This is a genomic window from Streptomyces nanhaiensis (assembly GCF_046614825.1).
Classification (GTDB): Bacteria; Actinomycetota; Actinomycetes; order Streptomycetales; family Streptomycetaceae; genus Streptomyces; species Streptomyces radiopugnans.
Window position 1 is genome coordinate 1 of the sequence record NZ_JBKJFM010000175.1, and the last position, 12,039, is coordinate 12,039.

9 protein-coding genes and 1 pseudogene are annotated in these 12,039 nt (G+C 75.1%); 6 read left to right on the top strand and 4 right to left on the bottom strand.

The annotated features are described in order from the left end of the window. The 5 genes from ACLIYP_RS26410 to ACLIYP_RS26430 form a co-directional block, all read left to right on the top strand. Positions 1-1,325, top strand: a 1,325-nt coding sequence (locus ACLIYP_RS26410; protein WP_412715611.1) for a hypothetical protein, incomplete at its 5' end; no start/stop codon positions are given. A gap of 145 nt (positions 1,326-1,470) precedes the next feature. Continuing rightward, on the top strand, positions 1,471-2,391 hold the full coding sequence (locus ACLIYP_RS26415) for an NAD-dependent epimerase/dehydratase family protein (protein WP_412715612.1): 921 nt from the start codon (positions 1,471-1,473) through the stop codon (positions 2,389-2,391). Beyond that, positions 2,379-3,143 carry a spherulation-specific family 4 protein gene (locus ACLIYP_RS26420; RefSeq protein WP_412715613.1) on the top strand — a complete coding sequence of 255 codons (765 nt, stop codon included), beginning with the start codon at positions 2,379-2,381 and terminating at the stop codon, positions 3,141-3,143. Before ACLIYP_RS26415 ends, ACLIYP_RS26420 begins: the two co-directional genes overlap by 13 nt. Positions 3,144-3,206: 63 nt before the next feature. Beyond that, positions 3,207-4,385 (top strand): adenylyltransferase/sulfurtransferase MoeZ, encoded by a 1,179-nt coding sequence (gene moeZ / locus ACLIYP_RS26425; RefSeq protein ID WP_412715614.1) that lies wholly within the window; start codon positions 3,207-3,209, stop codon positions 4,383-4,385. Between the two features lie 709 nt (positions 4,386-5,094). Continuing rightward, positions 5,095-6,654, top strand: coding sequence for a carboxylesterase/lipase family protein (locus ACLIYP_RS26430; protein ID WP_412715615.1), 1,560 nt, complete (start codon positions 5,095-5,097; stop codon positions 6,652-6,654). 81 nt (positions 6,655-6,735) lie between these two features. On the opposite strand, the pseudogene ACLIYP_RS26435 reads toward ACLIYP_RS26430, so the two are convergent. The 4 genes and pseudogenes from ACLIYP_RS26435 to ACLIYP_RS26450 form a co-directional block, all read right to left on the bottom strand. After that, positions 6,736-7,536: pseudogene (locus ACLIYP_RS26435) on the bottom strand (ABC transporter permease); the annotation flags it as partial. After that, a complete protein-coding gene (gene modA / locus ACLIYP_RS26440; protein WP_412715616.1) occupies positions 7,533-8,318 on the bottom strand; it encodes a molybdate ABC transporter substrate-binding protein in 786 nt (261 codons plus the stop codon). The gene modA and the pseudogene ACLIYP_RS26435, both read right to left, overlap by 4 nt. A gap of 11 nt (positions 8,319-8,329) precedes the next feature. Next, a complete protein-coding gene (locus tag ACLIYP_RS26445) occupies positions 8,330-8,728 on the bottom strand; it encodes a TOBE domain-containing protein (RefSeq protein ID WP_412715617.1) in 399 nt (132 codons plus the stop codon). Positions 8,729-8,835: 107 nt separating this feature from the next. Next, complete coding sequence (locus ACLIYP_RS26450) at positions 8,836-11,580, bottom strand: flippase-like domain-containing protein (RefSeq protein ID WP_412715618.1); 2,745 nt, start codon at positions 11,578-11,580, stop codon at positions 8,836-8,838. A gap of 152 nt (positions 11,581-11,732) precedes the next feature. Here ACLIYP_RS26450 and ACLIYP_RS26455 point away from each other — a divergent pair. Further along, a partial coding sequence (locus ACLIYP_RS26455; RefSeq protein ID WP_412715619.1) for an MGMT family protein occupies positions 11,733-12,039 on the top strand: 307 nt, incomplete at its 3' end.

Below are 12,039 nucleotides of genomic sequence, written 5' to 3' on the forward strand. Positions count from 1 at the left end.
GCCGCTCCGGCGGCCGCCCGCTCCGGCGGGCGGCCGGCCCGCGCACCGAGCTGGGCCCGTACGGCCGCGGCGGGCGTGCCGGCCGGGCAGGGGAGGGGGCACCGGTGAACGTCCCGCCGCACCCGCACCGGCCCGCCGACCCCGTGCGCGCGCTGCTGCACCGCCACCGGGAGCTGTGCGCACGGGCCGTGGACCCGCTGGAGATCGCCGCGGCCCTGGAGGCGCACGGGATCACCGACCGCACCGCGGCCCGCTACCGGCACCGGGACGTGTTCTCCCTCTCCGAGGAGCTGTACGCCCGCACCCCCCGCGCCGACGGAGCCGGCGCGGTCCACGGAGCGGACGCGGCCGGTGAAGCGGCCGGAACCGGAGCCGAGGGCACCCGGGACGAGGCGCCCGGCGCGCGGGCCCCCCGGCGCGGCGCGGGAGCCGGACGGGCGCGCCCGGCGGGCGCCGCGCTGCTCCCCCTGCTGCCCGGCGGGCTGTGCGCGGCGGCACCGGCCGCGTACGCCCTCACCGAGGGCCTCCCGGCGCCCGCCCGTACCGCCGCCGGCGCGGCCGCGGCCCTGCTCGTCCTGCTGTCGGTACGGCTGTGCCTGCGCGGTACGGCGCTGAGCGGGACCGCCGTGCTGGGCGGCTGCCTGCTGGCCGGACATGCCCTGGCCGGCGGCCGTCCCCTGGCCTGGGCGCTGGACGGCCGGGTGCCCGCGGTGGACGTCCTCCCCGGCGAGTGGTGCGTGCCGCTGGGCCTGGCGCTGGCCGTCGCGCCCGCCCTGTGGTGCGCGCGCTGGTTCGCCTCGCGGGCGAGGCCGCGGCTCGGCGACAGCCGCGGCCTGGAGGAGTTCGCGGCCCGGACGCGTCCGCTGCTCGCCGCCGCCGTCGCGCTGTTCGCGGTCACCCTGCTCACCGTGCTCGCCGTCGCGCACGCGCTCGTGGACGGCGGCCCCAGCGGCGGCCCGTCCGGCGGTGTGATCGACGGCGTGATCGACGGTGCGACCGGACCGGAGGGCGCGCGGATCGCCGAGGCGGCCGCGCTGGGCACCCTGCTGTTCATCGCCCTGCTGCTGTCCGCCCACGGCTTCCCGGCGGCCGCCGCGGGCGGCGTCGTCGCGGCCTGCGCGCTGGAGGCCGCGGCGCTCGCCGCCGCCGCGGCCTCCGGGCACACCCGCCTGGCCTTCCCCGGCCGCCCCGTGGAGGCGCTGGCCACCGCCTGGGGGCCGGCGGCCGTACCCGCCGCGGCCTGCGCCTGCGCGGCCCTGGTCCTGTCGGCCGTCGCCGTCTCCCGCCTCACCGGCGCGTCCGCCCACCACCGGGAGGGGCCGTGATCCGGCGCCCGGCCCCTCCCGCCCCCTCGACCGTCTCCGCCGGCGCACACGACCCTCGCGCGCCGCGCACCACCGATCAAGGAGCACACCCGATGACCGTTTCGCGCGCCACAGGCGTCACCACAGCAGTGCGGGAGGACGCCCGATGAGAGTGCTGCTGATCGGCGCGAACGGATACCTCGGCCGCCATGTGGCCGACCGCCTGCTCGCCGACCCCGCCGTCCAGCTCACCGCGCTGGGCCGGGGCGACGACGCCGACGTCCGCTTCGACCTGTCCACCGGCAGTCCCGGGGCGCTCACCCGCTTCCTGGACGCCGTCCACCCGGGCGTCGTCGTCAACTGCGCGGGCGCCACCCGCGGCGGCGCACGGGACCTGATCCGGCACAACACCGTGGCCACCGCCACGGTCTGCGAGTCACTGCGCCGCAGCGGCTGCGGGGCCCGGCTGGTCCACCTGGGCTGCGCCGCCGAGTACGGGCCGTCCCCGGCCGGCTCCTCCACCGGAGAGGACGCGGTGCCGCGCCCCGGCAGTCCGTACGGCGTCAGCAAGCTCGCCGCCAGCGAGCTGGTGCTGGGCTCCGGCCTGGACGCCATCGTGCTGCGCGTCTTCTCCCCGGTCGGACCCGGCACGCCCACCGGTTCGCCGCTGGGACGGCTGGCGGAGGCGATGCGCCGGGTGATGCAGCAGGGCGACGGCGAGCTGAGGCTGGCCGGGCTGGCCGTCCAGCGCGACTTCGTGGACGTGCGGGACGTGGCCAGGGCGGTGCACGCCGCCGCCCTGTCGGCCGCCCAGGGCGTGGTCAACATCGGCTCGGGCCGCGCGGTGCGGCTGCGCGAGGTGGTCTCCGTGCTGGGCCGGGTGGCCGGCCACACCGGCGCGGTGCACGAGATGGACGACCAGCACCAGGCGGGCGGCGGCCCGCAGGTGCCCCCGTACCCCGACGGCTGCGGCCCCTGGCAGCAGGCGGACGTGCGCAGCGCGCGCGACCGGCTCGGGTGGCGGCCCCGGATCGGCCTGGAGGAGTCGCTCGCGGACATCTGGATGGAGGCGGCATGCCGTATCTGACCAGTTCCGGCCGGCGCAGACCGGCCTCCGGGGTGCCCGGCCGCCTCGGCGTCGGGGTGCCCGGCTACGCGCACCCGATGGTGGCACCCGTGGAGTGGACCGAGCTGACCCGGCCGGGCGCGCCGGTGCACTGGGCGGTGCTCAACGTGGCGCGCGGACCGGGGGGGCGCTCCGACCCGTACTGCGCGGCGGCGGCCGCCGGGCTGCGCGAGGCCGGGGTGCGCGTACTGGGCCATCTCGACCTGCGGCACGGCACCCGCGACTTCGGCCCGCTGGTCCACGACGCGCACCGCTTCCTCGACTGGTACGGGGTGGACGGCTTCTACCTGGACCGCTGCCCGGGCGACCGGGCCACCCTGCCGGAGGTGTGCCGGGTGGCGGCCGCGCTGCGAGCCCTGGGCGAGGACGCCCACATCGTCCTCGGGCACGGCACCCACCCCTTCCCCGGCTACGCGGAGGCCGGCGACCAGCTCGTGACGTTCTCCGGGTCGTGGGCGGACTACCGCTGGTCGCAGGTGGCCGAGTGGACGGCGGAGCACTCGCCGGAACGCTTCTGCCACCTGGTGCACGGGGTGCCGCGCACCCATCTGGAGGAGGCCGTGCGCATCGCGCGCTGGCAGGGGGCGGGCACCGTCTGGTTCACCGACCGCACCCGCCGCGGGCGCCGGGGGGAGGCCGTGGACCCCTGGGAGGCCATGCCCGGCTACTGGGACGAGATCGTCTCGCGCCTCGGACCTGGTGTCTCGGAATGAGATAGGGCGTGGCAGTGTTACGGAAGGAACAACCGTCCACCGACCAACCCTGTTGAGGTCCCCGTGTCGCTGCCACCCCTGGTCGAACCGGCCTCCGAGCTCACCGTCGACGAGGTCCGCAGATACTCCCGCCACCTGATCATCCCGGACGTCGGGATGGACGGGCAGAAGCGTCTGAAGAACGCCAAGGTGCTCTGCGTGGGCGCGGGCGGCCTCGGCTCGCCCACCCTGATGTACCTGGCCGCCGCGGGCGTGGGCACGCTCGGCATCATCGAGTTCGACGAGGTCGACGAGTCCAACCTCCAGCGCCAGGTCATCCACAGCCAGGCGGACATCGGCCGGCCCAAGGCCGAGTCCGCGCGGGACACGGTGCTCGGGATCAACCCGTACGTGAAGGTCAACCTCCACACCGAGCGGCTGGACTCCTCCAACGTGATGGAGATCTTCGCCGAGTACGACCTGATCGTGGACGGCACCGACAACTTCGCCACCCGCTACCTGGTCAACGACGCCTGCGTGCTGCTGAAGAAGCCGTACGTGTGGGGCTCGATCTACCGCTTCGACGGCCAGGCGTCGGTCTTCTGGAGCGAGCACGGGCCGTGCTACCGCTGCCTGTACCCCGAGCCCCCGCCGCCGGGCATGGTCCCGAGCTGCGCCGAGGGCGGCGTGCTGGGCGTGCTGTGCGCGTCCATCGGCTCGATCCAGACCACCGAGGCGATCAAGCTCCTGGCGGGCATCGGCGAGCCGCTGCTCGGCCGCCTGATGATCTACGACGCCCTGGAGATGAACTACCGCCAGGTCAAGGTCCGCAAGGACCCCGAGTGCGCGGTCTGCGGCAAGAACCCGACGGTCACCGAGCTGATCGACTACGAGGCGTTCTGCGGCGTCGTCTCCGACGAGGCCCAGCAGGCCGCGATGGGCTCGACCATCACCCCGCAGCAGCTCAAGGAGTGGATCGACGAGGGCGAGAACATCGACATCATCGATGTCCGCGAGCCCAACGAGTACGAGATCGTCTCCATCCCGGGCGCGCGCCTGATCCCGAAGAACGAGTTCCTGATGGGCAACGCGCTGGGCGAGCTGTCGCAGGACAAGCGGATCGTCCTGCACTGCAAGACGGGTGTCCGCAGTGCGGAAGTCCTCGCGGTCCTGAAGAACGCGGGCTTCTCCGACGCCGTCCACGTCGGCGGCGGTGTCGTCGGCTGGGTCACCCAGATCGAGCCGGAGAAGCCGGTCTACTGAAAGCCCCCTGTGGCGGGGTGCGGCGATGTGCCGCACCCCGCCACAGTGCTGCCGGAACGCGGTCGTCACCTGTCGTCGTCAGCCGCGTCCGGCGGTCCTCCGACGGCCCAGATAATGACAGGGGCATGACCGCCGGACGGCCGTAACGCCCTCGGCCGTGCCGCGGTCTTCCGCGACCGGTCTTCCGGTCGCGCCGCACGGCTGGGCCCGAGGCGCCGTCGGGCACTCGTGTGTCCGGGCCCCCGAGGACGGAGAGCGCCCCGCCGCGCCTTCCACGTGGTCCGTTCGCCATCCGGCGGTAGCGCGGGCAGGCGGTCTCCGCGGTCGAACGGGTGACCGCGCAGCTGCTCCGGCCTGGTCCCTCCGGCCCGCGGGGATGGCTGTGACCGCACTCGGTCCGTGGAGAGGGGCAAACCATGACACATGCCCGTGACCGGTCCGGGCCCGCGGCGGACGGCGGGGCACCGGGCCCCTCTTCAACCCTGTCGGCACTCCGCGCCCGCCGTGCCCCGGGGCCCGATGAGGGCCGTGCCGGGCACCCCCTGGAAGACCTACTCGGCCCGGTGCCGAAAACGCACCCGCGCCCCTCTCCATGCGCCGCCGACACATGAGAGGAAGGACATCGCCCATGGGACCTGCCCGCCCTCCGGTCCGCACCCGCCTCGCGGCTCTCCGCCGTCCGTGCCGAAGAGCGGCCCGCCCGGGAAAGGTGCTTCTCGCCGGTATCGCGGCCATGGCGTCGGCCTTCGGCGCGCTGCTGCCGTCCGCCGCGCCGGCGTCCGCCGTCTCCGGCCCGGTGGTCACCGTTGCCCAGGGCCGCCTCCAGGGCGTCGAACGCCGTGGCGTGGACCAGTTCCTGGGCATCCCGTACGCGGCCCCTCCCGTGGGACCGCTGCGCTGGAAGCCCCCGAAAGCCGCCCCCGTCTGGCAGGGGACCCGGATGGCCACCGAGCTCGGCCCGCCGTGCCCCCAGATGACGGATGAGCCTCCCGGCCTGACCCTCCAGGAGGACTGCCTCTTCCTGAACGTCCACACACCCGCCGTCCGTACCGGGAAACCGATGCCGGTGATGGTGTGGTTTCACGGCGGCAGCTACAAGTACGGGACCGGCGGCTCGTACGACCCCAGCCGGATGGTGGCCAAGGGCGTCGTCGTGGTCACGGTGAACTCCCGGCTGGGCGCCCTCGGGTACCTCGCCCTGCCGTCCCTGTCGGCCGAGTCGGCCGACCACTCCTCGGGCGTCTACACGCTGATGGACCAGCAGGCCGCGTTGCGCTGGGTGCGGACGAACGCCGCCGCCTTCGGCGGCGACAGGGGCAACGTCACCGTCTTCGGCGAGTCCGCCGGCGGCGCCAACGTCTGCCAGCACATGGTGTCTCCGACCGCGGCGGGTCTGTTCCACCGGGCCGTCTCGCAGAGCGGCTGCGGCGGGTTCACGATGCCGAACCAGCGCCAGGCCGACCGAACCGGCACCGAACTCGCCACCCGGCTCGGCTGCACGGACGCCGCCACGGCCGCCGACTGCCTGCGGACCAGACCGGTGCGGGACATCATCGTGGAGGCGGAGCCGCTCGTCTGGGCGCCCGTGGTCGGGAACACCGTCTTCCCCCGGCAGGTGGAAGAGGCCTTCGCCGCGGACGCTTACCACCACGTGCCGGTCGTCATCGGATCGACCCGCGACGAGGGCGCCTACTTCGTCGACTACGACTACCCGGAGCCGATCCCGGCCGCGGAGTACCCGGAGGCCATCACCAGGCACTTCGGGCCCGAGGCGGCCGCGCGGATCGCCACCGAGTACCCGCTGTCCGACTACCCCTCACCCTCGCGCGCCCTGGGGGCGGCGATGACGGACGGCATCTACGCCTGCAGCATCCACCAGGACACGGGTCTGCTGGCGTCCGCCACACCGACGTACGCCTACGAGTTCGCCGACCCCGAGCCCGCCGGTTCCGACCCGTCGATTCCGGGCGCCGGTCACACCTCCGAGCTCCCCTACCTCTTCGACATCGACGGCCCCCCGGGGCGGCCGTTCACCCGCGCCCAGCGAGCCCTCTCCGACACCATGATCGAGTACTGGACCCGCTTCGCCAGGACCGGGAACCCGAACGGTCCCGGCACGCCCGCCTGGCCGGCGTTCACCGCGCGGACCCCCTCGGTGCTCACCCTGACACCGACCCATATCGTGCCGAGGACCGATTTCGCCGCCCGCCACCGGTGCGCCTTCTGGCTGCCGCTGCACAACGCCGGAATGATCGACGCGAGGATCTGATCCGCCCGCCCGGCCGCTCCTCGCCGGCGGACACCCGGCGAGGAGCGGCCGAGCCGTCGGCCGCGCGTGTCAGCGCGAGTGGCCCGGCCAGCGGCCGCGCAGGGCGAGCAGGACGGCCGCCGCCACGGCGAGCAGCAGCAGCGAGACCGAGGTCGCGGCCGCCGGGTCCTGCTGGAGGAGCAGATAGACCTGGAGCGGCAGGGTCTGGGTGACCCCCGGCAGATTGCCCGCGAAGGTGATCGTCGCACCGAACTCGCCCAGCGCCCGCGCCCAGCACAGCGCGGCGCCGGCGGCCAGGGAGGGCGCCACCATGGGCAGGGTGACGTACCGCAGCGTCTGGGAGAGGGTCGCGCCCATGGTGGCGGCGGCCTCCTCGTAGCGCGGATGGATCCCGGCCAGCGCCCCCTCCAGGCCGATGACCAGGAACGGCATCGCCACGAAGGCCGCGGCGACCACCGCGCCCGCGGTGGAGAACGGCAGCGTCACCCCCACCGCCTCCAGCGGCCCGCCCAGCAGACCGCCGCGGCCGAAGCCGCGCAGCAGGGCGACGCCCGCGACGGTCGGCGGCAGCACCATCGGCAGCAGCACCAGGGAGCGCACCAGCGCCTTGCCGGGGAAGTCGGCGCGGGCCAGCAGCCACGCCAGCGGCACGCCCAGGGCGAGGGAGAGCAGCAGGGCGAGGACGGAGACCAGCAGGGACAGTCCCAGCGCCCGGAGCACGTCGGGCGAGGTGAGCTGCCCGGGGAGGCCGGACCAGGGTGTGTGGGCCAGTACCCCGGCCAGCGGGACGGCCAGGAAGGCGACGGCGGACACGGCGGGCAGGGCGAGCGCGGTGGGCGGCCGGGTGCGGGAGGCCGCGCGGCGTGCGGGACGACGGTTCACGGCAGCAGGAAGCCGGCCTCGCGCAGGAGGCGGCGGGCCGGTTCGGCGCCCAGCCAGGCGATGACGGCGGCGGCCTCCCCGGGGTGGTCGGCCCCCTTCAGAGGGGCGGCGTGGTACCGCACGGCGGTGCCCGGGCCGCCGGGGACGGGGGCGGTGCCGACGGCACCGCCCGCGGCGGCGGCGTCCGTGGCGTACACCAGCCCCGCGTCGGCCTCGCCCAGCTCCACCTTGCTCAGCACGGCCCGCACGCTCGGCTCCCGGGAGACCGGGCGCACGGTGACGCCGTGCCGCTCCAGCAGCCGCTGCCCGTACCGCCCGGCGGGGACCTCGGGGGCGGCGAGCACCACCTTCGCGTCCTGGCGGGCGAGGTCGCGGAGGGAGTCGATGCCCAGGGGGTTGCCGGGGGCGGTGGCGACGACGAGCCGGTTGCGGGCGATCACGGTGGACGGGCCGGTGAAGTCCCGCAGGGATTCCATCGTCGCGGTGTCGGCGGTGACGACCAGATCGGCGGGCGCGCCCTGGCGGATCTGCGCGGCCAGCTCCTGGGAGCCGGCGAAGGACAGGCGCAGCCGTACGCCGGGGCGCTCCTCCTCGTACGCGGCGCCCGCCTCGGTGAGGACGTCGGTGAGGGAGGAGGCCGCAAGCACCGTCACGGCGGTCCGCGTGGTGCCGGAGGCCCCGCCCCCGCAGCCGGACGTGAGGGCCGCCACCAGGGCCAGGACGGCCGGCAGGAGGACGGCGCGGAGTCCGCGGGGTGTGCGGCGTGTGCGGCGGAGGGACACGGCGGGCCGCCTCATGCCCGGTCGACGTGGACGTTGGTGGCCTTCACCCGGGCCACGGCCTCCATACCGACCGCCAGCCCCAGTTCCTCCACGGCCTCCCGGGTCAGCAGGGAGACCAGCCGGTGGGGCCCGGCCTGGATCTCGACCTGCGCGGCGACGTCACCGAGGCGGACGGCGGTGATGATCCCGGGGAAGGCGTTGCGGACGCTGGTGTGCGGTCCGTCGTCCTCGCCGTCGGCGGCGTCCGCGGCGAGCGCCGCGGCGAAGGCGGCCAGGTCCGCGCCCTCCACCAGCCGCCTGCCGCCCTCGTCCCGGCGGGTGGGCAGCCGCCCGGCGTCCGCCCAGCGGCGCACCGTGTCGGGGCTGACACCGAGCAGCCGGGCCGCCCGGCCCATGGAGTAGGAGCGCATGCGCATGACGTTATGGCGTACCGACTCGCATGTGCAAGGCGGAACAGGCTGTGGCCCTCGCATCCGCGAGGTCGGCGAGGATGGTGCGCCCGCGCGGGCTCAGGCGGTCAGAGCGCCTCCCGGCGCGTGAGGTGGGTGAAGGAGAACCAGCCGGGCAGAACCGGCAGCCAGAAGGTCATCAGACGGAAGAGCAGGACCGCCGGGGTGGCGATCTCCTTCGGCAGCCCGAAAGCGATCAGACCCGCGATCAGCGCGGCCTCCACCGCGCCCAGACCTCCCGGGGTGGGCGCCGCGGAGCCCAGCGCGTTGCCCGCCAGGAAGACGACCGCGATGCTCGCGTAGCTCAGCTCGCCGCCGAAGGCGCGCACCGACGCGTCCAGGCACAGCACGAACGACACCGTCAGCAGCAGCATGCCGCCGATGCCGCTGAGCAGCTTCTGCGGGCGCTGGACGACGTCCAGCATCCGCGGGACGACGCCGGCGAACAGCGCCCGCACCCGCTCCACCACGAACTTCCGCAGCGCCGGGATGGCCGTCACGATCAGGGAAAGCACCGCGACCGTCAGCAGTCCGGCGATGACAGTGCGGGACGGGGAGAGGGTCGGGGTGTGCTCCGTGCCCGTCAGATAGCCGAAGGTCAGCAGCAGGACGACATGGCTGCCCAGGCCGAACAGCTGGGAGGCGCCGACGCTGGCGACCGCGTGGCCGGGCCGGACCCCGGCACGCTGCAGGAAGCGGGTGTTGAGCGCGACGCCGCCGACCGCCGCGGGCGCCACCAGCTTGACGAAGGAGCCCGCCACCTGGGCGACCACCGTGCGCAGGAAGGGGACCTTCTCGGGCACGAAGCCGAGCAGGCTCATCGCCGCCGCGAAGTACGTCAGGGCGGAGAACAGCAGCGAGGCGGCCACCCAGCCCCAGTCCGCCCCCGCGATGACCTGCCGGAAGTCCACGTGGGTGAGCTGGGAGAGCAGGAAGTACGCGGCGAAGGCCCCGGCGATGAAGCTGACCAGCGTGCGCGGCCTGACGCGCTCCAGCCGGGCGGGCTGTACGGGGGCCTGCGGGCGGACCAGCAGCACCTGCCGGCGGATCTGCGCCAGCAGGTCCTCCTCGCGCGCCTCCTCCAGGGCCTCCATGACGGCCTGCTTCTCGGCGTGCTTCTCCGCCCGGAGCGACTTCCGGTCGCCGGCGGGCGCGTGCCCCTGGGCGTGGCGCAGCTCGCGGCTGTGGCGGGACGCCTCGATGGCCGCCTCCCGCTCGCGCTGCGCCCGCTCCTTGGCCAGTCTGCGCAGGGTGGCGCGGGTGCCGCGGCTGAGCGCGATCGGCTGGAGCAGCGGGAGACTGTCGGCCACCGCGTCCGGGCCGAGCGCCTCCACCGCCGCCGCGACCGAGCGCTCGGCTCCGACGCGCAGGCCGAAGGTGGTCAGCAGCTGTGCCACGTCCATCCGCAGCACCAGATCGCCGGCCGCGATCTCACCGGCGCTGAGGTCGGTGAGGAACACCTCGCCGGACGGGCTCACCAGCAGGGCGTCGTCCTCCAGCCTGCGGTGGGCGATCCGCCGGGACTGCAGCGCCCGCACCTGCCGCCAGACCGCGCGCATCAGCTCGTCGGTGACCTCCTCGTCGGGCAGGGAGCCCAGGCCGTGCCCGTCGACGTGCTCGTAGACGAGCATGACGGCGTCGGGGCCCAGCTCGGAGGTGGCGATCAGCCTCGGGACGTTGGCCCCGGCGGCGATGGCCGCGTACGCCAGCAGGGCTTCCTGCTCCAGCGCCTGGCGCAGCGACTGGAGGCTGCGGCGCTGGGTGATGCCGCGCAGCGCGAAGCGGCGCCAGGCGCGGTAGAAGTAGCCGTGCGCCTGCTGCTCGCGGTCCACGACGGTCACGTCGAGCGGCGGGCCGTCCTCCAGGGTGACCAGGTAGCGCCGGGCCCGGTCGCTCTGCTCGGCCCGTTCGGACTCCGCGGGGTCGGTGGTGTCGACGGGGTCCAGACGCAGCGCCCGGACCGGCCTGAAGCCCACCCGCCGCAGCCCCGCCAGCAGGTTCTGGCCGGTGGGGCGGACGTTGGGGGAGCCGACGGCGTAGAGCGTGCCGTAGGCGACGGTCCAGCCGATCAGCACGGTGACCAGGATCGAGAACGGCGTGGTGTAGCCGCCGACCAGCACCGCGAAGGCGTCCAGCAGCAGCACCGCCCACAGCAGCACCCGCCAGCGGGGCCTGCGGGCCATGCCGACGGCCGTCATGTAGGCGATGACGGGGGCCAGGTAGCCGTGCACCGGATCGGTGAGCCCGCCTTCCGGGGCCGGGCTGGTCAGCGCGTTCCGGATGGAGCCGGGGGCCTGCTCGGCGACCCACAGGTCGGTGGCGAGCGACGCGCCGTGCGCCAGGACGGCGGCGAGCACGCCGTCGGCGATCCGCAGCCCGTCGCGTTTGATCAGCCGCTCCAGCGCGAAGGCCACCGGCACGATGAGCACGGCGACGCTGGAGGCGAAGCCGGCGAAGCTGATCAGCAGGGGCGGGGCCTGGCCCGCGCCCTTGCCGATGTCCTGCTCCAGGCCCGCGGTGGTGCCGTGGGCGAAGGCTGCGACGACCAGGACGACGGCGATGCCGAGGGTCCCGAGCAGCAGCCGCACCAGATCGGAGGGGCGGTGCACCCGGGCGGGGAGGATCGGCTCGTCGCCGTCGACGTGCTCCTGGCCCGTCCCGGCGCCGGTGTCGTCGCCGCCCGCGGGTTCCGCGGGCTCCCGGCCGGGGCCGCCGGTGTGCGGCGAGGGGTGAGCGGAACGGGGCTCCTCCCGAGGAGGGGGCCCGCCCTGGTCTCCGGACCGCTCTCCGGTCCCTTTTCGCTCTCGTATCACCTGTCACCGCCGGGACGATGGTGGCACGAGGAGGCGGCGGACCGGTGAGGGAGGTCGCTTTTCTCCGCGGAAAGCCGCGTTTGCGCGTGTCGCGCCGGGCCGCGCGCCGCCGCCCGTGCGGGCCGGTGGCGGCATGGGGCACCATGGCCGCCATGACCGGGCCCGCCGGCGAGCTGCCGGACTACGCGGAGAGGGTGCTGGCCGTGGTGGAGAGCATTCCGCCCGGCCGGGTGATGACGTACGGCGACGTGGCCGAGTGGCTGGAGGAGGGAGGCCCGCGGCAGGTGGGCCGGGTGATGTCCCTCTACGGCGGCGCGGTGCCGTGGTGGCGCGTGGTGCGGGCCGACGGGACGCCGCCGCCCTGCCACGAGGGCCGGGCGCTGGCCCGCTACCGCGAGGAGGACACCCCGCTGCGCGGGGGCCCCGGCGGTGCGGCCGGCCGCACCGCCCGGGCGGTGC

Bases quoted from the DNA above. Each gene is read 5' to 3' on its own strand.
- ACLIYP_RS26415 (WP_412715612.1), top strand. From the start codon at position 1,471: ATGAGAGTGCTGCTGATCGGCGCGAACGGATACCTCGGCCGCCATGTG.
- ACLIYP_RS26420 (WP_412715613.1), top strand. From the start codon at position 2,379: ATGCCGTATCTGACCAGTTCCGGCCGGCGCAGACCGGCCTCCGGGGTG.
- ACLIYP_RS26445 (WP_412715617.1), bottom strand. From the start codon at position 8,728: ATGCGCTCCTACTCCATGGGCCGGGCGGCCCGGCTGCTCGGTGTCAGC.